General features: G+C 37.8%; 17 protein-coding genes. 13 read left to right on the plus strand and 4 right to left on the minus strand.

Going from position 1 to position 24,736, the window contains the following annotated elements:
* Positions 1–6: 6 nt before the first annotated feature.
* From RIV7116_RS24115 to RIV7116_RS24140, 5 genes are all read left to right on the plus strand, one after another.
* Positions 7–492 carry a hypothetical protein gene (locus RIV7116_RS24115; RefSeq protein WP_015120943.1) on the plus strand — a complete coding sequence of 162 codons (486 nt, stop codon included), beginning with the start codon at positions 7–9 and terminating at the stop codon, positions 490–492.
* Between the two features lie 234 nt (positions 493–726).
* Entirely contained in the window at positions 727–1,812 is a 1,086-nt protein-coding gene (locus tag RIV7116_RS37680) for a peptidoglycan DD-metalloendopeptidase family protein (RefSeq protein ID WP_015120945.1), read from the plus strand.
* 1 nt (position 1,813) lies between these two features.
* Entirely contained in the window at positions 1,814–3,826 is a 2,013-nt protein-coding gene (locus RIV7116_RS24130; protein ID WP_015120946.1) for a DNA translocase FtsK, read from the plus strand.
* Positions 3,827–4,069: 243 nt separating this feature from the next.
* Positions 4,070–5,368 (plus strand): hypothetical protein, encoded by a 1,299-nt coding sequence (locus RIV7116_RS24135; RefSeq protein ID WP_015120947.1) that lies wholly within the window; start codon positions 4,070–4,072, stop codon positions 5,366–5,368.
* Positions 5,369–5,623: 255 nt separating this feature from the next.
* Positions 5,624–5,974 carry a hypothetical protein gene (locus tag RIV7116_RS24140; RefSeq protein WP_015120948.1) on the plus strand — a complete coding sequence of 117 codons (351 nt, stop codon included), beginning with the start codon at positions 5,624–5,626 and terminating at the stop codon, positions 5,972–5,974.
* 427 nt (positions 5,975–6,401) lie between these two features.
* Here RIV7116_RS24140 and RIV7116_RS24145 read toward each other — a convergent pair whose 3' ends face one another.
* Genes RIV7116_RS24145 through RIV7116_RS24160 form a run of 4 tightly spaced genes read right to left on the minus strand, consistent with a single transcriptional unit; the run spans position 6,402 to position 11,091 of the window.
* The gene (locus RIV7116_RS24145; protein ID WP_015120949.1) at positions 6,402–7,865 is read right to left on the minus strand and encodes an SAVED domain-containing protein; all 1,464 of its coding nucleotides are present in this window, start codon (positions 7,863–7,865) and stop codon (positions 6,402–6,404) included.
* Between the two features lie 8 nt (positions 7,866–7,873).
* Positions 7,874–8,335: a Mov34/MPN/PAD-1 family protein gene (locus tag RIV7116_RS24150; RefSeq protein ID WP_015120950.1), complete on the minus strand. Its 462-nt coding sequence runs from the start codon at positions 8,333–8,335 to the stop codon at positions 7,874–7,876.
* Positions 8,336–10,087, minus strand: coding sequence for an E2/E1-associated domain-containing protein (locus RIV7116_RS24155; RefSeq protein ID WP_015120951.1), 1,752 nt, complete (start codon positions 10,085–10,087; stop codon positions 8,336–8,338).
* Positions 10,087–11,091 carry a nucleotidyltransferase gene (locus tag RIV7116_RS24160; RefSeq protein WP_015120952.1) on the minus strand — a complete coding sequence of 335 codons (1,005 nt, stop codon included), beginning with the start codon at positions 11,089–11,091 and terminating at the stop codon, positions 10,087–10,089. The genes RIV7116_RS24155 and RIV7116_RS24160 overlap by 1 nt, the downstream gene beginning before the upstream one ends.
* 136 nt (positions 11,092–11,227) lie before the next feature.
* On the opposite strand from RIV7116_RS24160, the gene RIV7116_RS24165 reads away from it, so the two are divergent.
* The 8 genes from RIV7116_RS24165 to RIV7116_RS24200 all read left to right on the plus strand — a co-directional run bounded on the left by RIV7116_RS24165 (position 11,228) and on the right by RIV7116_RS24200 (position 24,727).
* Positions 11,228–12,439, plus strand: coding sequence for an ImmA/IrrE family metallo-endopeptidase (locus RIV7116_RS24165; RefSeq protein WP_015120953.1), 1,212 nt, complete (start codon positions 11,228–11,230; stop codon positions 12,437–12,439).
* Positions 12,440–12,469: 30 nt separating this feature from the next.
* On the plus strand, positions 12,470–13,066 hold the full coding sequence (locus RIV7116_RS24170; RefSeq protein WP_015120954.1) for a nucleic acid-binding protein: 597 nt from the start codon (positions 12,470–12,472) through the stop codon (positions 13,064–13,066).
* 403 nt (positions 13,067–13,469) lie between these two features.
* Positions 13,470–13,850, plus strand: a complete 381-nt coding sequence (locus RIV7116_RS24175) for a helix-turn-helix domain-containing protein (protein ID WP_015120955.1) — start codon at positions 13,470–13,472, stop codon at positions 13,848–13,850.
* A 126-nt stretch (positions 13,851–13,976) separates the two neighbouring features.
* Positions 13,977–16,007, plus strand: coding sequence for an N-6 DNA methylase (locus RIV7116_RS24180; protein WP_015120956.1), 2,031 nt, complete (start codon positions 13,977–13,979; stop codon positions 16,005–16,007).
* Complete coding sequence (locus RIV7116_RS24185; protein ID WP_015120957.1) at positions 16,004–17,272, plus strand: AAA family ATPase; 1,269 nt, start codon at positions 16,004–16,006, stop codon at positions 17,270–17,272. The genes RIV7116_RS24180 and RIV7116_RS24185 overlap by 4 nt, the downstream gene beginning before the upstream one ends.
* Positions 17,269–18,687, plus strand: coding sequence for a restriction endonuclease subunit S (locus RIV7116_RS24190; RefSeq protein WP_015120958.1), 1,419 nt, complete (start codon positions 17,269–17,271; stop codon positions 18,685–18,687). Before RIV7116_RS24185 ends, RIV7116_RS24190 begins: the two co-directional genes overlap by 4 nt.
* The gene (locus RIV7116_RS24195; protein WP_015120959.1) at positions 18,687–22,844 is read left to right on the plus strand and encodes a protein kinase; all 4,158 of its coding nucleotides are present in this window, start codon (positions 18,687–18,689) and stop codon (positions 22,842–22,844) included. The genes RIV7116_RS24190 and RIV7116_RS24195 overlap by 1 nt, the downstream gene beginning before the upstream one ends.
* A 242-nt stretch (positions 22,845–23,086) precedes the next feature.
* The gene (locus RIV7116_RS24200; RefSeq protein WP_015120960.1) at positions 23,087–24,727 is read left to right on the plus strand and encodes a hypothetical protein; all 1,641 of its coding nucleotides are present in this window, start codon (positions 23,087–23,089) and stop codon (positions 24,725–24,727) included.
* Positions 24,728–24,736: the final 9 nt, after the last annotated feature.

A 24,736-nucleotide genomic window follows, 5' to 3' on the forward strand; every position in this document is an offset into this window, starting at 1 on the left:
TTAAATATGTCCAGAAATCGTCGCAATCATGTTGATATTGACTATTCCGATGGTGGTGCAATTGTTCCCACTACACGCTTACAGGGAATGTTGAACCAAGTTCAACAGCAAGGAGGTATGGTAAATCAGCAGCCAGGAGTGCCAATGTCAGTTGATTCCCAACCTGTAGAAGTAAGGTACGTCAATTCACAAACGAGCTATAAACCAAAAGTCCCTCAAATTGAAATTCCCTATGTAGAAACGTGGAAAGCTCATAGATTGCATCCCCAGAACCAAGCGCGTTTCCTTTGGTATCCTGCCTACTTCCTCAGCGATTGTATAAAGTCTCCAATTGGTGTTGCTGCGGTTGGATTGTGGTTGTTCGTAATGTTGGTTAATTTTCTACTCAATGGCAGCTATACCGGACCAGGTTATGCTTCCGGGAAAAAGATTGAAGTTGTACCAGAGGAAGTACCCTCGTTTGCAATGCCTGTATTTCGGCAGTTGGAATAATGCTGGTCAAAATTTGCTTTGGAGTAACTTTGTTAGTGTGGGTACTCGATATTCTCCAACCAGGGTACCTTAAATTTTACAACTTAGGTAATGTCACTCAAAAAATTAAATTCCCAATTTCGGGTATGGTTATTTCTCAACCCAAACCGAAACCCACACCAACTGATTCTGTTTGCAACAATCCTCTCAACAATTTTGAGAAGTTACTGAGTTCCACCAATTCTAGTTGTCAGAATGCGAATAAAACTGGAAATTGAAAGTAACAATACCAAAACAGTAGATTTGGAAGAGTCCGGAAGCAATCTCTCTATCGATAGAAACTGGGGATATGCTTTTGCTACTTTGGCTTTGAGCATTGCGATCGCACTTCCCCAAGTTTCAAAATGGGTTGAATCCCAACAACCAATTAGATTACTCCAAAGATTAGCGAAAAACACCAACAAGCTTACCGATTCAAAAAGTACAGCTTTTCCCACAATAAAAGGTTCACCTATCACCAGTGGTTTTGGTTGGAGAATTCACCCTATTACTCGGGAACGTAAGTTTCATTCGGGTATTGATTTTGGTGCTTCTAAAGGTACTCCAATTTATGCATTTGAAGCAGGTTTAGTTGAGTTTGCTGGTTGGAGAGGTGGTTATGGAAAAGCTGTGATTATTAATCATGGTGCTGGTAAATCAACCCTTTATGGTCATGCTAGCAAGCTTTTTGTAAGACAAGGAGAAAGAGTTGTAGCAGGAAAAAAAATCGGCAAGATAGGAAGCACGGGAATGTCTACAGGACCGCATTTACATTTCGAGGTGAGGTTAAATAATAAGCCAGTTAACCCACGTCCCTATTTAGAAAAGCATAAAGTAAACTCTAACTATTCACCTCGAATGCAGGCTTTTTTAGCAACTATTCGCTGGGCTGAAACCGGGACAAGTGGAACCCAAAGTTATCGACAATTAGTTTTTAATGGCACTTTTGATAATTTTTCAACTCATCCGTTAATTAAACAATGTGCCCCAATTAATGGTAAGAAAACCTGTTCTACTGCTGCTGGTGCTTATCAAATGCTCGACAAATCTTGGTGGGATTTGCAGCCAAAGTTAAACCTGCCAGATTTTTCTCCTGAATCACAAGATAGGATGGCTATTGAATATATTCGTCGTAACAGGGCTATTTCTGATGTTGAGTCGGGCAATTTTACTCAAGCTGCTTGTAAAGTTGGTAAAATTTGGGCTTCATTTCCGTGTAATTCTTACAACCAAAATCCAAAAACTATAAACGAATTAAGTCGCTATTACCGAAAGCAATTGTCTCGGAGGGTTGTTCGTTAATATGTCAAATTATACTAACACCGAAATTCATCAAGCTGTTACCGTTCTTAAATCACAGGGATTATCTAACCGAGATATTCTTGCAGAAGCAGAACAATTATTTGATTTGGATCAACAGTTTTATGTTGCAAATATCCTTCAAGAATCGGATTTTGGTAGTAAGATTATTCGTCCAGTTAAAAACTACGACCATGATTACTTATTTGAAATTATTTACCAAGCCGTAATAAGTGGTACCGATTATGACCAAATAATTAATGTTTGCTCGGAAGAATTAAACTTGGAAGATTTAGCTTTCTCCAAGCTAGCATTAGAGTATGTTTTAATTAATCGATATATCAGTACATATGAAAGAGATGCTTTCATTCTTGAACTATATAAGCAATATCAAGAAAGTAAATCCTATCAAGATTTAGTTAAGCTTGCTGATTCTACCAAGAACATTTATCTAAAACAGCTAGTTTATAAAACAGCCGAATTAGTCGCTAAGAAAAGCGGAGAAATTCCATCTTTATCTTTACCGAACAGTAAAACAAATCCCTACAACGGTAATTTAATCAGTAGCACCGAACAAGAAATTGCTGAAGTCGAAGAAAAATTTAATCATAAGGTGGGTGACACCTTAGTCGAAACTCTTAATGATTTCGGTGTTAGCTGTAGCTATGTCGATACTAAAGTTGGCCCCACCTTCAAACGTGTCAAAATCAAATTGAAAAAAGGAGTTAGTTTTAAGAAGGTTCAAGGACTTGGTAGCGATTTGGTTCAGCAATTGGGAGAAGAATTGAGCTTTGAAAACCCACCGATGATATCTGTTGTACCGGGTGCTGTTGTGTTTGATATTCCCAGACTTGAACGACAGATAGCCCATTTCAACGATTACGTTGACTTAACAAGTGAGATTAATATTAATAGAATAGTTATCCCCGGTGGTGTGGATGTTGATGGTAACTATATTGAAATATCACTTTGCGACTCAAATGTTTACCATACTTTGGGAGGGGGTATGACTGGTGGAGGAAAGAGCCAGTTTGAAAAAGCAATGGTTCTTTATTTAGCATTGCGCTATCCTCCCGGTTTGATCAAACTTGCTTTAAGTGACGTTAAATTAGTATCTCTGACTTGCTTCAATGGACTTCCCCATCTCATAGCACCCGTTGCAGAAGATGCAGCCAACACCCTGCAAATTTTCAACTATTTGGTAGCAGAGCAAGAACTTCGCTACGAGGAATTTAAACAGGTGGGAGTTGAAAATATTAAAGAGTACAATCAGATGTTTCCCGATTGTCCCATGCCTCGTATAGTTTCTGTAACAGACGAATGTTTTGATTTACTTTCAGACAGTAGCTACAAAGACTCAATTGAAATGGATTTGATGAAGCTGCTAGCTAAAGCCGGTGCTGCGGGAATCAATATTTTTCTGTTTACCCAACGTCCTGATAAAGACGTAATTAAACCTCTGATTAGATCAAATTGTTCGGGTAAAGTTGCTTTTATGGTATCCCGTCCAGAAGATAGCGGGATTATTCTAGGTAATCCCGATGATAACCGTGCTGCTAGTTTATTGGGTAGTGGTGATATGCTTTATAAGTCTCCTAAAGGTGTTATGCGTCTTCAGGGTTTATTTTTGGGTACAAAAGTAGATTTTGGGGATTATCTTAAGCAAGCAATGAGTACCCCTAGTGAAAATTCTTGTTGGGATTCCGGGTTAGAATTTTCTAGCTTTTCAATTGAAAATACTTCTAATCATCAAACGAGAGCTAAAAATTCAAATAAATCCACAACTGATTCGCTTATTACAAATAATCAGAAAGAAGAATTTTCTTTTGATATTAAGCTTGATGATTTAATTAAGTCTCAAATTCATTCTCTCCACAGCCGAGGTTACGAACTGCATCAAATATTACAAGAGGTATTTAATTTATCGCGTTCTGATGGTAGAAAGTATAGGCGAATCAGGGATATTGTTGCTGAATTTATTGCTGGTTTGGAAGAGCGAAATAAAGATGATATTTGAAAGTTTTCTAATGGGTGATATTCCTGGTGGAATTATTGCAGTGTCAATAAAGTAAGTTCAATTCTTGCTATTACCATTGGGGATAAATGATTGCCGATACTGAAAATATTAGTACAGAATTATTTTAATTCTGAAAATAAAGAGTAAGGCGTAGGCTAATTGTTTTCCTCAAATCCCAATTTTAAATATGCCGGGGCAAGAGTAATTTTTGCTTTTGTTACCTATATTAGAGAGGGATAAACTATGTTTAAGAAATTTTGTATCAAAGCATTTCAAGCAATTAATCTGACAGTGGGAGCAACTTCATTAGCTGCAATTGCTGTTGGTGCAATAGCAGTTTTTGGCGGTGCTGGCTTATTTAGTCTTGAAAAAGCTGGAGTAAAGACAATACCAGATAAACGAATTCAACAAACATTATATCTAGGAATGGGTTCTACTCTTCTAGGAAGTGTTGGGTTTGTATCTGCTTCTTTCGCTGCTGCTTGTGTTGCTTCGATTGTAAGTGATGCTGAGTTGGATGATGAGGAGGAATTTTTAGCTTCTAATGATACTAATCCCTTAGTATTTAAGTCGAGTGGGAGTATCCCAACGACTGAAAATAATGATTTGCTATATCTTTATCAGATAATGCGAATTGAAGGTTGTTCTCATCTCGACACGAAGTTGATTGTTGGAAGGATAGAAGATGAAGCATTACGAAAAGTTGTTGTTTACGATTTTTTGGATTCACGTCGTAAAGATAGCTTAATGGAATTATTTGACCTCGATTTTGATGAGGAGAAGCTAATTGGAAAAGCATTTTCATCCTTAAAAGCAAACCCTTGGAATGCTGTTTGTGAATTCGTTGATTTCTACCGCCCTCAGTTGGAATTTAAATCGTCTTACGAGGAATTTTCTAGTTTTAATCTAGAAATATGTGCTGGATGTCGCAATTTTCATGGAGCAAATAAAATCGTTTGCGGAATGCATCCATATGGGTGGGATGATAATTGTACTTGCCCCGATTGGCAGTCCGATAAACATCAAAAACGGGTTTATTTTCCATTCGAGCGTGAAGAGACAATTGAGCAGTTGAATCAAAGCATTGATGTAAATCAAGCAACTTTAATGAAAAATGACGACGGCACTTTAACTCTTTGGGATGACTACACCAATCGTAGATTTCATTTTTCGTGGGCAGGAATTCTTCTTGATAATTCAGACAAACTAGTAGAATTGGGCGAACACGCTCGATTGCTTTCTTACATTCAATATTTTTCAGTACGAACTGTAATTGAATTTGACTATTCATCTAAAATTGATGAATTTGCTCAACAGTTGAAGGGTATTGCTACTGTTGAAATTAGCGATACGGGTATTAATCTTAGGCTTAACCATTGCCCAAAGTTCAATATAAATATTGAACGACAATACCGTTTCTTATTGAATGGTATTCCGTTGTACCCTTACGAATCGATTGTGCCGCAAGAACTCAAATATAATTACAATCTTGTGACTTTTATTGGATGGTTGAAAGCTAATAAAACTAGGGTAAGACAATGAATCAAACTTCCAACTTCAATCTAGAAATTCAAGAATAACCTATCATACATAACTTAGGGTGTCTATCTACTCATCTCTTGGAAAACACTGCAAATTTCGGGAAACTTAGTTTATCTGCTACAAAAAAGTAGTAAAACTCTCTTTCCTTCAGGATTATGGGCATGATTTGTTAGATGCATTCAGTACGGGGAGTTCAATCTCCCCACTACTGGGTGATATTTACAAATCATCCAATAATTATTTGGAGGAGCTACAATGTTTAAATTTTTGTTTGATTGTTCGGCATTTGAAATTTCTACTACCATTCAAACTGTCAACAATATCTTATTTCCGGTTGTTTTGTTTGCGATTATCTTTATTGTAATGTGCGAGATTTTCTTAGTTGATATTGCAGTTGATGACAAATTACCAATGATAGATACACAATTCATCCCTGGTGTTGTCAGAACTCAAATTGATGAGAACATTCCTTATCAAAAAGATGAACCAAACGTCGAAAACTTGCTTTCTAATATGGAAGTAAAAATCGGCGATTACAAAACTGAAATGGAATTGTTTGATATTGATAAAGAACATCAAAATCTTACAGCCAGATTACGTTCATGAACTGCGACGATTTTGTCAAATCAAATTTCGTTAAAGTGAAATAGATAGCTATTATAGAACTTTCAACCCGAAAGCTAATCAACGCTTGTAATATTGAACAACAAGTTAAAACTTGTAGAAATATCGGCGATGGGCAATTGAAAAGCCTCGGTATATAGATTGGGCTTTATTTCATCTTAGAAAATTTAATAATTTATATAATGAAGTAGTTTATAGCCAATAGATGATAAGTCAACAAGCACATTTCCTAATTCCTTCGGCTCCAATTTGTGTAAACTACCTCCATATCAGAGTATTAATAATTAATCTTCAATAAAATTAATCTTATCTTTTACTTAAATAAAGTTTACAAACTATTGCTCAAAGACAAGGAAAAAGAAATTCACCTGTGGATATAGGAGATAATTTCAACGATATTATTGACCTCTTAAAGATTATATTTTGCAGATAGAAGACAAGTCTGGGTATAGTTTTGAGGCGAAGTCCATTCATAACATTGAATTGGTGCGATCGCGTTTAACCGATGACCTAAGAAAAGTGTAAGATGTGCTGGAGTCGCAAGAAAGAGATGCACTTGTTTGCTTTTAGCAACCGCTAAAGTATCTGAAATTAAATTCTTGATTTTTCTAACAGCAAGGTTTGCTTGTTCTGATGAGATAATAGCTTCCTGCCCGTGTATATGAAGTACGGGCATTCCATCAAGCCCATAATGTTCTAAACTTGCTTCTACTTCGGCGGCTATATCTCGAATTATTGCAACAGTTATAATTAAATGCTCTCCACCATTTTCAACTGTTTTAGTCGATAGTGAATATTCAGGAGTACTACTATTAGGATGAGCATCAGTTGCCCATATTTCACTTCTGTATTTCATTTCTACTGTAAAGCCAGCAACAGATGAAAATACACTACCAATTGCTAAAGATGCTGTTAACCTTCTGTTTCCTGTAAGCCGGATTCGTGTGACACCGCGATGTTCCATAATCCAATTTCGTGTTTGTTCAAGCTCCCATAGTAATTGTTGATTCCATTGTTTTGTAGGCGGATATGTACGTGTTGTACCACCAAAAAAATTAGCCCAATTAAAATGTAAGCCAGAAGTCGTAGAAATTTTCGCTTCTTTTTGGTGTGAAGTAAAAATTAAGATAGGATTTACTTCGGGAAGATGTTTTGAATCTATTTTTTCACGTAGCTTGATTTCTACTTTTTTTCGGCTAATAGGTTGATTTTTATGCTGACGTATAAGCTTCAAAAAATTAGCATATATATCTGTAAGTATTCTATTAGACAAATCCTCATATTCTCGGAGATGGTCAATTAAAGATTGTCGAAATAATGCTTCTCCATGAGCTTGTGCCATGCTGTATTCATGTTGTATAAAAACTTTCTCAAATAAAAATTTAGCTACTTGTTCATCTTTTCCAAGTTTTTTTACAATCTGCACATAATCTTGGAAGGAATTATCTTTAATACTAGAATCATTCTCGTAAAAATTATATGGATCGCGAAGACGACGCAACCCGTTAACTAAAGGTTTAAGGTCAGTAGATAATCCGGTTGATACAAGGGTAAACCAACGATAAGTACCTGGACTACCATCATCTACTTCTTGGAACCGTTTTATTTCTTTCCAAAATTCGGTAGGTTTTAGAGAATGATTTTTAACTTCTAGAAATTCTTTTACAAAGCCAACTCCTGGTACAAAGAAATTAGCTTCAATATCTCCTATTGACTCGCGAATCATACCTGTAAAACCTTCTTGAGCGAGCCATCTAGGAATGTAAGCTATCATGATGTTATCTTGAAAAAAGAAGCCACCCTCAGCTATATCGCCTCCCTTTGACTCTGGTTCTAGAAGTGAAGGTTTTAATTGCTTGTGATTTTGTTGCATACTGAAGATTATTCTTTAATCAATTCACATTTAAAGCTCTGTTGACCTGGTAGATAAACAGTAGTTGTTCCTTCAAGTTCACCAATAGTGTTTAATCGGACAATCAATAATATGACAAAATTAGCACCAACTTGCTGGTCTTCTACAACTTCCCACATAGTTTTGTTGTCCGTATAACTCGGCTCCGTTGCAAAGTCGGGATGTGAATGCCATTCCCCAAGATAGTTAAAGCGTGTAAAATCATAGCCCGTTTTGCGGAAAAAATGCTTTAGAGGGTTGATGATTCCTTGTATCGTCCGCACAAAGGATGCAGAAGTGCCGCCATGATTTTGGATAGTTAGGTCTTTTACCCGATAAACATCATCTGCAATATGTTCTCCCATTAAAATACCGCCAATTTCTCTACTGCCAGCTTTCTTCAAAGCTAACATCAGTTTTTGTGCAATTTTATTAGGCAGTAAAACTTGCATTTATTCTTTTTTCTCTAGTATTTCTTTCAGAAAAGTTAAATTATCAGTCACAGTTTCACTGGATGCCGAAGCAGTAGTTTGTTGTTGATACAAATAGTCCGTGGCAATTGGAATTGTGTGAAAAGGAGCTTTAAAAATCCATGATTGCGCTAAACCAATTAGATACATTGAATATGGAAAATTAGATGACTCTCTTTCCTGTAAAATATCGGTTGCAAAATGTGTCGCATAACTAGCAATAATACTTACTTGGGCATCTGTTGCTGCTATCACTTCTCCATCTTGATTTTCTAACGTGTAGTTATCCATATCAAAATCATTATACTGTGTATCTATTGAAGCTAGATAATGATAATATCCCTTTCGCATTAATTGCGGTTCTGGATCTTTTTGTGGACAACTGCGAGCAATCATTCCTCCAATTCCACCTGCAAATACTTCCATCCATACAAGTGGTTTAGTATAATTTTTGGCTATACCTGCTAAAAGATTGAAGACTTGATGATTGGCTGTAGCATCAATCAACAAATCGCATTTACTTAATTTTTTTAATACAGTGTCTAGGCTAACATTTGCTTCCTGACCTGTGAGGTTTATTCTAGAAACATCAACTTTGATATTAGAGTTAATGCAAGATAGTATCTCGGCAACAGCATCTACCTTATGTTCGCCTACATTTCGCCAATCAAGGACATTACGACAAATATTCTCTGGTAACAAAATATCTTCGTCTACAAGAAAAAAACTAGAAATACCTGTACGTGCCAGTGAGGATGCTATTTTGCTTCCTACAGAACCCAAACCAACAATTCCCACTGTTCTTTGTGGAAGTTTATGTAGGTTTGCAGGAATTCTAGGATTGACTAAGCATTTTCTTGAGTGGACAGGCAATAAAGATGATAGTCGATTTTCATTGTTAAAATTAGACGTTAGAAAAAAATGCAAACAATCAGTATCATCTTGGAGAAGAACGCCGAATATCGATTCATCTAATATATCTTCCCAGTCTCCGTCTAAATAACCAACTTCATTTAAAAGTTGTTCTAACTCTTCAAGGTTTGCGATCGCCTCAATTGTCTCATAGTCAAGTTGAGTTTTGTAGAATACACCTGATGCTAATGTTTGTTCGGCTTCCGAGCCGCGCAAACCTTCTGGAAGCGAGTTATCTTCCCAAATCGCTGTACCAATTGTCCTTATCTTTTGAATTAGAGCAATTACCGATTTGCTTTGCCATTGCAGAGTAAATTCAAACGAGCCTTTAGTATCACCAGGTAAATCTGAAAGATAATTTACTAATCTTTCAGTTACCAAGAATCGACCGTATTCATAGCGTAATATTTGACCAGCAGATAAATAATGTCGAGATGGAGCTAATTGATGTTCGATTCCAAGAGGATTTTCTATTTGTAATAATTTATGAGCGCTTTCTAATACCTGCGCTCCGGTAACATCATGATGCCAAGTATCCGGTCCCCATTCCAAACATAATGCACCGTCATAATATTGATGGCTAGACCAATGCTCATTTGCATTGCTGGGGTACACCGTAGGAGGAACAAAAGGAAAGAAGTCTGGATATACAAGCTTAACCGGATATTCGTTTCCATCAACGCTGATTACTGTGTCTAAACAAAGTTGTTTTTCAATTCTCCAGTTAATTCCCCCCAGCCATGATCCGTTCTCTTGTAGATTTTGTATGGCTTCGCGTTCTCTCGAAAGCCTTTGCATATCGCTAAAAAACCATATGTCCATTAAGCAAATCCTCTTGGTTTGTTAGTAGGAACAATTGGTCTATCGGGGAAAGTCATACCACCTTCAGGTCTAGCGGGAGTTTCTAAGAGTCCGCTGAAATTAGCCGTTTCCGATGATGGGAAACGGATATCAAATATTTCTCTCCACATAGTCAATGATTTAACAGGGTCTTTTTCTGCCTGTGCGAGACGACCTAATTCTGCATGGTCTTTAACCTTATTGTAAAAGCCTTTGAAGGCATCAAAAGTTATCTGTGTAGTGACATAGTTGCCGGGAACAGCAGGATCTTGAATCAAAGGGACTCGTCCGCACGCAATATCTATAGCGTAACGACTAACAATTGCTTCTAAAGTACCTAAGAATAAATCAGCATATTGATTTTCTTGATAGTTCATGCACTCAGCAACAATGGATTCAATTACAAATCCTTTAGGATGTTTCGATATAGTTCGGTTGTTTCGCCGCCACCATTTCATTAGTTTGACCAGGGGCTTAAAATTACCATTACTTGCTTTATTGACCTGTGTTGTCCAAACGGTATGTCCCGGAGGATTAGTGACTAACCATTTTTCTAGCTTTCTGTCAGGGATATAGAGCGTATTCTCTAACCCATAAGGAGCAATAATTGGCACGACATCCATATCAGCAAGAGGTGCTTGGATTCCTATCGAGCGAGCTTGTCTGCGGATATTTTCATATTCTGTCTTCAGAATAATATACAAAAGTTCTACAACAGCAGCAGGAGAATCGTTAATGGTATGAATTGTGACTACGATAATATCTATATCCGGACGCTCTGTATTACCTTTTTTGGTTTGCGGTCTAATTGCTGTATCGCGCTTGTAAGAACCGGAAAGGAAAGTTGTCAATATATATTGTCCAAATTCTGGATGTTTATTCAAAAATTCTCTGAGTCTACTATGAGAAGAACTAGCGTTATTTTTAGTAGTGTAACTAGGCTCTATATCTTGTAAGAATTTCAGAAATTGTGCTTGAGTAATCATATACCTTTGTTTGATTTTCAGACATATGCTAGCATAACTTTATACAATCTAACAAATTAAAAAATAGATTTTGCTAAATCGGGCTAAGATAAACTTGAGTGTTAGATTATCAAACAAAGCTTAGGTAACAAGGAGAATGGATTACGCAGAACTAGGTCGCCGGATTCGCGTTGCTAGGGAAGAGGCTTCGCTGTCTCAGGATGTTGTGGCAAAGCATCTTGATATGCCGCGTTCTGCTGTGTCTTTGATTGAGAGTGGTAAACGCAAGGTAGATAGTCTGGAACTCGAACGCTTCTCCCGTTTAGTCGGCAAGAGTATCTTATTTTTTTTTGATGAAGTCTCTGTAGCAGTAGAAGCAATTAATTTTGAAGATGATGACCCAATTCAAATTCTTTTTAGTGCAAACCAAGTAGTTGATATTTCCCCAGATAGAAAGCAAATTGAGCGTTTTCGTCAGTTTCACCGCAATTTTGGGTACTTAGCTCGAAAGTTAAATCGTATTTGCGAACCATTATCATCTGAGCCTTTATATAACGTATTTAAGCCTACTCCAGCAGCAGCAAAATGGATGGCAGCAAAAGAACGTGCCCGATTGGGAATTCCAATTTCCAGCCCAATTAGAAGTATGTGGAATATTCTGGAAAGTGAAGGTGTAAGGGTAATGGGATGGAATCTTGTAACACCTAAATTAGGAGGATGTTTTATTTTTTCACCTTTACTAGGCTCCTTCGTTTTAGTGAAAAAAAATTTGGGAGAATATTCAAGCAATAAGCTTAATTTTGTGATGGCACATGAATATTGTCATCATTTGATTCATCGCCAGCAAAAAGGTATTACCTGCGACCCTAGTGGACATTACCGCAAACCAGAAGAATACTTTGCTCAATGGTTTGCTGCCAATTTTTTGATGCCAGAAGAAGCAATCGTTCCACAATTAGCTACTTATTTAGAGAAGTCAAATATTGATATTACTGCTGAAATTGTAATGCATTTGGCATTAGATTTCGGAGTTAGCTATAAAGCAATGTTGTATCGTATGGCTGATAAAAAAATTGGATTGATTGAGAAAGGTTTATGCCAAAAATTATTGAAAGAAAGACCAAAAGAAATACTAGCTAAAATTGGTCGTTCTATTCCTCGCGTAGTAAAAGTAAATCAATTTCCTGATGAGTATACAGAAATGGCATTTGAGGCATACCGTTTGGGTCAAATTAGCTTAGCCAAGTTAGCAGAAATGTTAGAAATTACTCGGGAAGAAGCAGAAGATGAATTGAATGCGAGAAAGATTCCTATTGATTTAGGTTTCAATTCTGAGTTAGAGCTTTTAAGCGATATTAAGAACGCTTAAATCCACAGGTGTGAGAAGAGAACAGAAAACGTGAAATCAAAAAGTCAAGAACCAGAAGCATCGTCAATAATTTTTGGTAGTTCTGTACTGAGTAATCTTGCCCCTGCACAGGTTTTGGAAATCCTTCCACGACTCTACACAGATAGAGCATTTGTTGCTAAAGCTGTCCAACACGAAATTCAAGCAGGAATTAGCAACACTTCCACATCTGTTCGTTTGCAAAATCGTAAACTACGGGCAATTAATCAAGCTTTAGATGACGGCTGGCTGCAAACACCTCCAGATGAAATTAACCCTAATGATGATGCTGTAGAATTGCGACTTACTTTGGAGTATGGGAAAAAATTTAGCGCAGGAGAATCAGAAACAATGGCGATCGCCCGTAACCGTAATTGGGTATTTGCTTCTGATGATGGAATAGTTAGACAATTTGCGAAAGAACGAGGGATTAGACTGACAGGTACTTTGGGTATTCTAGTTAAGGCAGTTCAATACAAAATTATCTGTTCGTCTTTGGCTGATTTTATTCATTCACGAATGATTGATAAAGGTTATCGTTCTCCTTTGTCCTATAAAAACGGAATTTCCAATTATCAATCAAGAATACAGCATCTAGCAGCTAAATGAAGCATATATTTATGTCGCACTTAGGCGTAATAATTATCCCTTCTGTTTTCTGATAGATTGTAAAATTTAGTAATAATTGCCATTCTTATTTCATCATATTGAGTAATCTGTAAGGTTTAGTTAGAGATTAAAACCAAACCGAATCATTGCAATCCCTCATCAAATCTTTAATTTCACAATAATGCTGATAATCAATTTCAAGTTTTCGCAAGTCGGTATATAATATTAAATTTTTCAATTCTTATACTATTTCTTGAACGTGATTTTCATCGCTGACACCCGAGTAATATGTTTGCAAAATATTAATTACTCAATCAAAATTTACGATTACCCGCAAAAAAACTTATTGACCATTGCTGCACAATTGTTTAGTGTTACATAACAGGCAACAAAGGTTGGAGAAATGAGCAAGTTTGGGGAAACAATTAGACAACTCCGGGAAGCTCAAAGGCTGGGTCTGCGGGAAACTGCAACTTTGGTCGGTATTTCACCTGCTTATTTAAGTCGCATTGAACGGGGTAAGGAACATCCACCTTCACCGGAAGTTATTAAAATGTTGGCGAAGGTTTTAGCTGCTGACCCGGATGTGTTGTTTCGGCTTTGTCCTTCCACTGACCCGGATGTGGTTGCTTTACTCAAGGAAAGACCAAAGGTGTTGGAGTTAGTTCGTTTGATGATGAGGAAGGATTTATCAGACGAACAACTTGTTAAAGTTGAGCGTTTTATTAAGCGAGATGTTTTAGGGGAACCATCGTCGGATAAAATACTAGCTGTTTCTGAGTAGTATTATTTTTAATTTATTGTCCGAGTTGATTGTCCGAATTATTTATAAATCCAATCCTGTTAAGTTATCCCTTTCCGAAGTTCGGGAAGGGTTTTGCAGGAATGATATATTTTTTACATTTGTCCTATGAAAGCGAAACAGCTGTCTATCCCCGATATGGAAGATAACAAGAAAAGTGCGACTATTGCTGATGGCTATATCCTTGATTTTATTAGTGGGGAGAAGAGTCTTAAGGAGACAGCTAAGGAACAAGTTCGTCAGCGAATAGCACGAGCGCTGTTTCACGAGTATGGGATTTCGGTGGAAGATATGGCTGCGGATTTTCCAGTTTCTATAAGTGGGAAGCGGAAAAAGCTGGATATTGCGATTTTTCACCACGATGAGGAGCATTCTGTTGAAAATTTGAGTCGTGTGGTGGTTTGTCGTCAGGAACCGAAGGTAGGGAGAAATGCAGTAAGAATCCGCGACTACAACCAAGCCGAGAAGGATTTAGATGAACTGGAAACCATTATGGAGCATATTGACTCCTGTAAGTATGGTTTGTGGACGAACGGTTTAGAGTTCTTTTATTTAGAGAAACAGGTAAAGCGGTTTGAGGTCAGATTTGAACCGATTGGAGATTGGCCACCCGCTGATGAATCTTTGGAGACACCCCAGGTAGTTTCGACTGCTCGGACTCGTAAAGCTGACCCAGAAATGCTGCGGGTGGCTTTCCGTCGCTGTCATAATTTTATCCACGGTAATGAAGGGATGCCCAAGGATGCGGCTTTCTGGCAGTTTTTATACCTGATTTTCTGTAAAATGCACGACGAGCAGAAATCACCTCGGGGTCAAAGACGATTTTGGGCTGGTCCCAAGGAACAGTTTGATACTGAGGGACGCAAGGAAATTCGCAAGCGGATTTTACCTTTGTTTGAGGATGTTAAGGAGAATTACAGCAATCTGTTTGGGGGTAATGAGGAGATTAGCCTTTCCGACCGGGCTTTGGCTTTTATGGTGTCGGAATTAGCTAAGTATGAATTTAGCCGTACCGATGTGGATGCTAAGGGGGGAGCTTACCAAGAAATTGTCGGTACGAATTTACGCGGTGATAGAGGGCAGTATTTTACACCACGGGGTTTGATTAAGTTGGCGGTAGAAATGTTAGACCCCAAGGAAAATGAGCGTATTTTAGACCCTGCTTGTGGAACTGGGGGATTTTTGGTTGCGGTGCTGGCGCATTTATTGAAGAAATTTCGGGAAGAAGCAGATGTGCCGGTAGGGTTTGAGACGACGGAAGAATTTGTGTCGGTAAATGAAAGATTGCGGGATTTTGCGGAAAAACAGGTATTTGGTGCGGATTTTGACCCGTTTTTGATTAAAGCCTGTCAGATGAATATGGTGATGGCTGGGGATGGTCGGGGTCATCTTTATCACGTTAATTCTCTGGAATTTCCCTTGGGTCATTTGAAAGATTTGGAACCTGCGACACGGGATATTCCTTTGGAATCAATTGATGTTTTGTTGACAAATCCGCCGTTTGGGTCGGATATTCCGATTAATGATGAAAATATTCTCAAACAATATGAATTAGCTTCGGTTTGGGAAAGGACAGAGGATAATGGTTTTCGTCGCACCCCTAAAAGACAAAGTAAAGTTGCACCGGAAGTATTATTTGTGGAGCGCTGTATAAATTGGTTGAAACCTGGGGGAAGAATGGCGATTGTGTTACCGGATGGGATTTTGGGTAATCCGGGAACGGAATATATTCGCTGGTGGATTTTGCGTTACTGTTGGGTTTTGGCGAGTGTGGATATTCCGGTTGAAGCATTTATTGTCGAAGCTAATGTTAATATTTTAACCAGTTTGCTGTTTTTGAAGAAGAAAACCAAGGAGGAAGTTAGAGCGGAAGATTTGGGAGAAAAGAAGGAATATCCGGTATTTATGGCTGTTGCAGAGAAGGTCGGATTTGACCGGAGGGGAAACAGGCTGTATAAACGGACTCCCGACGGGGAAGAGATTGTAGTTTTGCAAGAGAAAATTGAGCGAATTAGGATTGGGGAAAAGGTTATCGAAAGACCTTTGAAAAGACAAGAGAAAATAGTTGATGATGACTTACCGATAATTGCCGAAAAATATCGCGAGTTTCGTCAAGAATACCAAACTCCAGGAATATGATTTCTCGAATACAAGCTTTTAAATATCGCTGTTTTGACCAACTTGATATTAAAGTTGGTGATTATCATGTTTTAGCTGGTGCAAATGGCACGGGGAAAAGTACACTGCTTGATATTCCTTTATTGCTGGGGGAAATTTTATCACGGGGTTTAATACCTGCTTTTTTAGAATCTCCTGCTATTGGTGGAAGTCCGAGAGCGCAAAGTTTACAGGAGTTGGTTCATTATAGTAAAGGAGATTATTTTGGTTTTGCAATAGAAGCTAATTTACCTCAAGAAATTATTAGTAATTTACTTCAAAATGGTTCAACAGAAATACAGCAAGATAGCAAGCTACATCCCCATAGTTTGCGTTATGAAATCCGGTTTCAAATATTTAATAAAATTGAGCTTCATGTAACCGATGAATTTCTTTATATTCTGCCCGAACAAGTTTCTGAACCGGAACAAAATTCGTTAATAGGAGAAAAATATTCTTCTGACTGGCAAAAAATTATTGATAGAACAAATGGAACTCCAGTTATTTTAAAACCAGAATTTCGTAGCACTATAAATAAAACAAGATTAAACTTAGAACCCCAAGAATTAGCTTTAGCAAACGTGGTCAGGGATTTAATTAATTTTCCTGCAACTAATTGGTTTGTAGATTTATTAAAAAAAGGGGTAATGCGCTATGAACCTAGTTGGGAAATGTTGCGAAAAGCTTGTCCTCCAGGTCAGCCAAAAAATTTACGCGCCGATGCTGCTAATTTACCTTGGTTGGTAATGAATTTGCAACAGCAAGAACCCAATTTATTTGAGGCTTGGGTAGAACATATCAAAATGGCTTTACCTAATATTGTCAAGATAGAAGCGATTCAAAGAGAAGAAGATTATCACGCTTATCTGAAGTTAACTTATTTGGGAAACCATGTAGTTACATCTTCGGGATTGTCTTATGGGACTCTACATATTTTAGCTTTGACTATTCTGCCTTATTTACCTAGAGTTGCTGACTTAATTTTTTTAGAAGAACCGGAAAACGGTATTCATCCTAGAGCAATAGAAGTGGTTTTGCAATCTTTAAGTTCCGTGTATAATTCTCAAGTTTTTGTATCTACTCATTCTCCGGTAGTTTTAGCCCATACAGCGCTAGAATCAATTATTGTGATGCAAGGAAGCAAGGAGAATGGTGCAAAAGCTATACAAGGAAAACAGCATCCACGTTTGCAAAATTGGCAAGGAGGTATCGATTTGGGTTCCCTGTTTGCTGCGGGGGTACGATGAAAATTTCTAAATTAGATATTCCTGTAACTTCCCATTGGATTGAAAATAACGAGCGACGTTTGGATTGTAATCCTTATCTTTCTGGTGCTTTTGAAGCTAAGGTTATTTTAAATAAGTTACCTGTTAAAAAAGAACCTTTGCAGGAATTAACTAAGGAAGGAATGAAAGGGATTTTTAATGGTCCGAGGTTTTCACGTAATTATGTTAATAACCCAGACTACGGTGTTCCTTTTCTTGGAAGTACAGATATATTAGCAGCAGATTTATCAAATTTACCTCTTTTATCGAAAAAGAAAGTAACATCATGTCCAGAATTATTAATTGATGAAGGATGGACATTAATAACTTGTTCTGGAACTATAGGTAGAATGGTTTATTCCCGTTCTGATATGAAAGGAATGGCAGGTTCACAACATTTTATGCGTGTTGTTCCTGACCCCGATAAAATTTTACCTGGTTATTTATACGCTTACCTCAGCAGTCGCTTTGGTCTTCCTATCGTTGTTTCGGGGACTTATGGTGCGATTATTCAGCATATTGAACCTCGTCATATAGCCGATTTACCCGTACCAAGGTTAGGGGAAGATGTTGAGAGGAAAGTGCATGAGTTGATTGATGAAGCTGCGAGAATTAGAACTGAGGCAAATATTCAATTAACTTCAACTATTGAGCAACTTGAAGATATATTAGATTTACCACACCTACCACGAAATTTTGAAAAAACTGAGCCAGATGTTTCAACCGCTTCATCTAAGTTATTAACGGCTCGTTTCGATGGTTTATTTCATAGTAACTATCATAAATCTGCACTAGAACCACTTTTAAATCTTCCAGAGTCAATGAGGACAACTGTAGGATTAATGGCTGATGATGTTTTTGAACCAACAAGATTCAAACGCATCCCACTTGATAATACAGAATATGGTATCCCATTTTTTGGAACTTCCGCTCTTATGTGGCTTGAACCCGCACCTACATACTATATACCAAAGAAAATGACTGGGATTGAGCAGTATATAGTAGACGAAAAAACTCTTTTAATTCCTCGTTCTGGTCAACTTGCTGGTATTATTGGTCATGCTGTGTTTCCTCATGGTTCTGTTTTGGGAGGAACTGTAACAGAAGATGCTATAAGGATAAAGGTTAAATCTCAAACTATTGCAGGGTATCTCTTCATTGCTTTGTCATCTGAATATGGAAGACGACAACTTAAAGCAAGAGCCTTTGGTTCTTCAATACCACATCTTGATGTACGTATGATTAAAGAAACTGTTATTCCTCTGCTTTCAGATGAACAAATTAGCAAAATAGGTGTTATCGGTCATAGAATTGCACAAGCAAGAAGTGAAGCGATTGAAAAGGAACAGCAAGCAAGAAAATTAGTAGAAAACGCTATTAGTAAAGGAGGAGTCTAATGGCTAAAATAATCCCCGTCGGTCAACCCGTCAACGACTCCGAACGCTCAGCAATAAAATACCTACGAGATAATTTACCCGATAGCTACACAATTATCCACAATTTTGAAATCCCTCAAAATAGGGAAAGATTTGAAATTGACTTGGCAATTATCGCACCCCACAGCGTTTTTGTTGTCGATGTTAAAGGTATTCGCGGATTAATTGATATCCACGGTTCCCACTGGTATCCTGAAGGACGCGCATCTATTTTCTCTCCCCTTGCAAAACTTCGTCAACACGCTAAGGTACTCGTAAGCTTAATTAGCGACAATAACCGTACTACGAAAAACCTTAACAAAGTTCATATTCATCCCGTGGTTCTGATGACAGCACCCAATGCTCGTGTAGAAGCTCACGGTAATCCTGATGGGGATGATATCACTTATTTAAATCAAGAATGTCTCACCTACTTTAAAAATAAAAGTCATATTCCCGGACACCGTTTACAAGATATTCGTTCGTTTCATACTTTAATTGAACAAACAATTACGGGTAAAACTCGCGCTATTTCTACTCCTCTTCGCTACCGTGACTGGGAAATTGAAGAAGAATTAGGAGAAGTACCTAATAAATATAAAGAATACCGCGCTAAACATATTTCTCTGGGTAAACGCGGAGGAATAGCTAGATTGCGAATTTATGAAGCTGATCCACTACAAGACGAAACTAATCGAAAAAAACAGCATAATCTTATCGGTAATGCTTATCGTTCCGTCGCACATATGCCGGGACATTCTAATATTCTCAGAGTTAAGGAATTTTTCTCTACTGAAGCTGCCGATAAATTTATTCTGGTAACTGAAGATATCACGGGACAACCTTTAACTCAACATATCAAAAAATCTGACCAAGCCCTGACTTTTGACCAAAAAATCGCGATTATCCGGGATACTTTATCCGCTCTCGACCATGCTCATAAATACGAGGTCATTCACCGTAGTTTAACTCCGGATGCGATTTTGGTGGATGCTCAAGGTCAAGCTCGGTTAACTTCTTTTGACTATGCAAGGGTGACGAAAAACCGCGAAAGCACTATCGCTCAAGATATTGTAGAGGTATTGGATTACAATTATCAAGCTCCCGAATGTTATCGCGAACCTACGGAAGCTAGTATTGCTTCAGATTTGTTTTCGGCTGGGTTGGTATTCTACGAATTACTTACCGGGAAAACTGCTTTTAAAGATATTTCCGAGGTTTTTGATTGCGATGCTATTTTCCCGGAAAAACCATCTATTTATAAACCGGAATTACCTCCGGGGATAGATGAATGGTTGCAAGAGCTATGCAAGTGCGACCCGGAAGACCGTTTTATTAGTGCAGCTGTAGCGCTGACGGAACTGGATAATATTATTAATCCCAAACCGGAACAGTTAACTGAAGTTGAGGAAACACCCCAAGCTTTAACTGAAATAGATTGGAAGAATTTACCAGCAGATTATAATCTTGCAAATCAATATATTATTCAAAAAAAGCTCGGTCAAGGTGGGTTTGGGGTAGCTTATAAAGTCTTTGATTCGATGTCTGACCGGGACTTGGTAATGAAAATCATCGTACATGACCGTCAATCAATTTACCAACGTCTCAAGCAGGAATACAAAACTCTGCTGGATATTCCGGAGCATCCCCATATTGTAAAAGTTGTATTTGCGAGTCAATTCGCAGATGAAACACCTTTTATTTTATTTGACTATATAAATGGTGAAGATGTAGAAAAACTATTGGAAACACCATCACAAACAACAGCGCTTTCTTTGGAAGATGCTGTAAAAATTGCTCGTCAAACCGTTGCAGGTTTAGCTCATTTACACGCAAACGGTGTTTATCACCAAGATATCAAACCTTCTAATCTGCTACTGACAGATAAAGGTGTCCGCATTATCGACTTTAACGTTGCAGTTTCCGAACGCGATGAAGCAGCGATGGCTGGGGGAACTCGCAGATATATCCCTCCCGATTTTGATTTTACCAGAGATTTATACGAGATTGACGAAAACGAAAAAATTGACCGCGACCTTTACGCTTTGGGGATTACTTTCTACGAATGCATTACTGGAGGTAAATATCCCTTTGAAGAACAAGACCCCAGATTGCGGAAAAATAAACAACCACAAGACCCGCGAAACTTGAGTCATTGTAAGGATTTGAATCCTGAATTGGTCAATTTTTTAAATAAGGCGATCGCACCTTGTAGAAGTGATAGATTTAATTCTGCACAAGAGTTTGGTGAGTCTTTGGACAAAATTCAGCATCTGAGAGAATCTCAACCAATCCCGGTGACAACTGAAACTTTACCAGCTTCCTTAATCTCCACTGAAAAACCAAATTTCAATCCCTTCGTATCTCACCTACTTACACTTTACAGCCAAAGCCAGCAAACCAACGCAGGAACCAGGGGTTTGGATGCAATTGGTGAATTAACCTACGTTGATACTTTACTCGATACCGAATTAAAACCCGCAGTATTGCAAGGTGAATTTCGCTTAGTTATCATCTCCGGTAATGCTGGTGACGGGAAAACCGCTTTTATTCAAAAGTTAGAAAAACAAGCAGAAGCAGAAAAAGCTCAAATAAATCGGGGTATCAACGGTTCCCAGTTTCAATTAAAGGGACGAACATTCATTACCAATTATGACGGTAGCCAAGACGAAGCAGATAAAGTTAATCATGATGTACTTTTAAAATTTTTCGCTTTCTTTCAAGGTAATGATGCTCAAAAATGGGAAGAAAACAAAGAAATACGCATCATTGCTATAAACGAAGGTCGTTTAGTTGACTTTTTATCCGACCCCAAAAACCAGTTTTCCGAACTAACCGAAATAGTTAAACGAGGTTTAAAAGGTTCAAAACCCGAAGATGGAGTTGTTTTAATTAACCTGAATCTCCGTTCGGTAGTAGCGGATTTGAGTAAAGAAAATTTAAGTAAAGACAATAACTCTATTTTTGATAGATTAATTCGTCGCATGACAAAACCCAAATTTTGGCAAGCTTGCGACAATTGCGACCTCAAAGACCGCTGTTATATTTATCATAATGCCCGCACCTTCATGGATAAAACAGCGGGTTCCAAAGTTATACAAAGACTTAAATTTCTTTATACTCTTACCCACCTGCGGGGACGCTTGCATATAACATTACGGGACTTGCGTTCCGCTTTAGCGTTTATGTTAGCGGGTACAAAAGATTGTGATGAAGTTCATAATTTGTATCGCAACAGTAATCTCGAAGCCAGACAGCAAATTATCGACGGATTTTATTTTAATTCCTGGATGGGAGGAGTACAAGGTTCAAAAGACAGATTAATTTCTCTGCTGCGAGAAATTGATATTGGAGAAACCAGTAACCCCAGTCTCGACCGTAGCTTTGCCTTTTTGCAACCCAACAGCCGCGAAATGGGAAGATTTAACATTGGCGATCGCGGTGGCTATGATGACGATTTATTACAAAAAGAATACAGTGATATAACCTCCACAAACCCCGCAAGATTGGATATCAGCAGTCAAAAAGCTTACAAAAAATATGTTTCCATGCTGCGGAGAAAGCAATATTTTGAACGTCGGGATGAAGGATGGCGACAAATGTTACCCTACCATCATGCCGAAGGTTTCTTAGAGTTAGTCAAAGAAGAGAAAGACCTAAAGCCGGAAGTAAAAACCTTGCTGAGTGCGATTAACAGAGGTGAAGGTTTGAGAAATCCCTCGCTGCTTGACGATAGCCTTGCTTTACTTGTGCGTCGAGTTAACGGTGGTACTATCCGCAGTTATCGTATATTTGATCGCAATAATTTTGACTTGTCACTTCCACAACCACAGGAAATTACGCGCTTTATCGAATTTCTTTCCCAAACTTTGATTCTCCAGTATAATTCTTCAATTGGTCATCATGCAGAACTAAGTATTAACCTGGATGTGTATGAGATGTTGAAAAGACTTGATTGCGGCTATCGTCCCAGCATTGAAGAACAACAAGGACTCTACCGAAATTTAACCGTGTTTAAAAATATCTTGGCTTCAGCTTCTTATCAAGAAGTTTTACTCACCGAAAGCGGACGAGAATTCCATCGGATTAAACGAGATGAAGAAGGAATTTTGTCATTAACGAGTATTGCTAATGGGTAATGGGTAATGGGTAATGGGTAATTGGTAGTTGGTAATTGGTAATAAAAAATGATGTAAATCTCAGTTATATAAGTAAGTGAACAAAAATATTTACCGTCATTGCGAGCGAAGCGAAGCAATCCCAGTCCTTGCGATTGCTTCTTTTCACTTCGTTCCACTCGCAATGACAATGTGTAATTAATTATGTTTAACTACTTAGTAAGTAATTAATCTAAAATCCAAAATCTAAAATTTAAAATCAAATGGGACTTGATAAAAAAGACAAAGCCTTTGTATTAGCAAAAATCAGCTATCTCGATTACAAACATATTGAGAGCGACCGTACTTTACTCAATTTATTTCCTCGACTGAAATTTGATGGCTATGAAGGAAGAATACAAAGATCGCCAGGATTATTAAAAATAAAAACTTTTGTAGACGAATTTATTAGTGAAGAAAATAAAGATAAATTTATTGGCTTTTCCGAAAATGAAAACATTGTTTCTAAATGGTTAGAAACTGATTTGCTAGACTTAATAAATCGGGGAAAATCGAACCAAACAGTTGTTTCACCTCGACCTTTACACGGAAATACTTATAAATACCGCAATACAAAGTATGCCAGAGATTATAACTCTTCACAACAAATCTATTGGATGCTTTATTATGCTCGTAAAGGCTTAGGTCAAGCAGCAAGAGATGCACTTAAAGAATTTATTTTTACTGGATTTGACCCGCAAACCGACCGCTTTCAAACATCAGAAAAAATTGATGTAGAAACTCAGGCAATTTTACACTTTGATAATAAGGTTCAAGTTAAAGATAAGCAACAAAATAAGGAACCTCAAAGATATTCTCCGCTTTGTATCGGTCAAGCAGACTTGCTCGCAGACGATATCTTACGTTTATTAACCTACGAGGTTTATATGCCAAGGTCAGTTCTTGTAGACTATATTAAAACCTTATTTTCCTTTCATTTAGCGCTTTACCATCTGCGGTTAATGAAACTATTACCAAGATTGGTCAAGAAACGTGGAAGTGACCCAGTTTGTCAAAAATGTCCGGTCAAACCAAGGGAAATCTTAGCACATGGGAATTGTCCCCATCGTATCGGACTATTAATTGATATGGGAGATCCAAACAATTCTCACATGACAGAATTAGCCCGTCAAAGTGCCGATACCCATTACCGTCGCATACCCAGTTATATTGAAGCTCATTTTATCACTAAAAAATTAGATGAATTTGCGAGTTATTTGAAAGACACAGGTAAACTATCTCCTGCTAATGATGAATTTAGTATTGGTGAAGTTTTACAACTATTACGTTCTAAGGATAAAGATACTTTTGCTAAAACAAGGCTAATACCTCTGACAGAAAGATATAAGCAAGCAAAAGAAAGCTCCACACCTCCGGAAGTAGAACGTATTTTGAAAATGGGGCTGGGAGATTTTGATACTTACATCGAAATTTTAGTGACTCTGAATGGGAAGCAACATAAAGAAATGATTGTAAAATGTTTAGATTCTTTGTTAATCAAAAACACTGATTCCGGTTTACTGCGTCAACCTCGCGCTAAAGGTAGTTCTCGATGGTTCGCTTTTGGTAGCAGGTTGCTGGAAGTGTTATTGCAAATTGCGGTGTTAGAACCCAAAGGAAATAGCTTTGCAACTCGCGAAATTCGAGTTGATGAACTTTTGAGATTTCTGCGAGAACGCTACGGTATATACATTGACCGTTTACCTGCTGACGGGTTTGGGGAAGCCAGTATTCTAGACCAGCAAGCATTGCGAAAAAATGTTACAGCATTTAAAACTCGGTTGCGAGAAATCGGTTTTTTCCAAGATTTATCGGATGCTTATATCACCCAAACCGTAACACCTCGCTACACTATTACTGCATAACCTTAGAAG

The organism is Rivularia sp. PCC 7116 (assembly GCF_000316665.1).
Classification (GTDB): Bacteria; Cyanobacteriota; Cyanobacteriia; order Cyanobacteriales; family Nostocaceae; genus Rivularia.

Excerpts from the sequence above, each read along its gene's own strand:
- RIV7116_RS24115 (WP_015120943.1), top strand. The coding sequence starts at position 7 with ATGTCCAGAAATCGTCGCAATCATGTTGATATTGACTATTCCGATGGT.
- RIV7116_RS37680 (WP_015120945.1), top strand. The coding sequence starts at position 727 with ATGCGAATAAAACTGGAAATTGAAAGTAACAATACCAAAACAGTAGAT.
- RIV7116_RS24130 (WP_015120946.1), top strand. The coding sequence starts at position 1,814 with ATGTCAAATTATACTAACACCGAAATTCATCAAGCTGTTACCGTTCTT.
- RIV7116_RS24135 (WP_015120947.1), top strand. The coding sequence starts at position 4,070 with ATGTTTAAGAAATTTTGTATCAAAGCATTTCAAGCAATTAATCTGACA.
- RIV7116_RS24140 (WP_015120948.1), top strand. The coding sequence starts at position 5,624 with ATGTTTAAATTTTTGTTTGATTGTTCGGCATTTGAAATTTCTACTACC.
- RIV7116_RS24145 (WP_015120949.1), bottom strand. The coding sequence starts at position 7,865 with ATGCAACAAAATCACAAGCAATTAAAACCTTCACTTCTAGAACCAGAG.
- RIV7116_RS24150 (WP_015120950.1), bottom strand. The coding sequence starts at position 8,335 with ATGCAAGTTTTACTGCCTAATAAAATTGCACAAAAACTGATGTTAGCT.
- RIV7116_RS24155 (WP_015120951.1), bottom strand. The coding sequence starts at position 10,087 with ATGGACATATGGTTTTTTAGCGATATGCAAAGGCTTTCGAGAGAACGC.
- RIV7116_RS24160 (WP_015120952.1), bottom strand. The coding sequence starts at position 11,091 with ATGATTACTCAAGCACAATTTCTGAAATTCTTACAAGATATAGAGCCT.
- RIV7116_RS24165 (WP_015120953.1), top strand. The coding sequence starts at position 11,228 with ATGGATTACGCAGAACTAGGTCGCCGGATTCGCGTTGCTAGGGAAGAG.
- RIV7116_RS24175 (WP_015120955.1), top strand. The coding sequence starts at position 13,470 with ATGAGCAAGTTTGGGGAAACAATTAGACAACTCCGGGAAGCTCAAAGG.
- RIV7116_RS24180 (WP_015120956.1), top strand. The coding sequence starts at position 13,977 with ATGAAAGCGAAACAGCTGTCTATCCCCGATATGGAAGATAACAAGAAA.
- RIV7116_RS24185 (WP_015120957.1), top strand. The coding sequence starts at position 16,004 with ATGATTTCTCGAATACAAGCTTTTAAATATCGCTGTTTTGACCAACTT.
- RIV7116_RS24190 (WP_015120958.1), top strand. The coding sequence starts at position 17,269 with ATGAAAATTTCTAAATTAGATATTCCTGTAACTTCCCATTGGATTGAA.
- RIV7116_RS24195 (WP_015120959.1), top strand. The coding sequence starts at position 18,687 with ATGGCTAAAATAATCCCCGTCGGTCAACCCGTCAACGACTCCGAACGC.
- RIV7116_RS24200 (WP_015120960.1), top strand. The coding sequence starts at position 23,087 with ATGGGACTTGATAAAAAAGACAAAGCCTTTGTATTAGCAAAAATCAGC.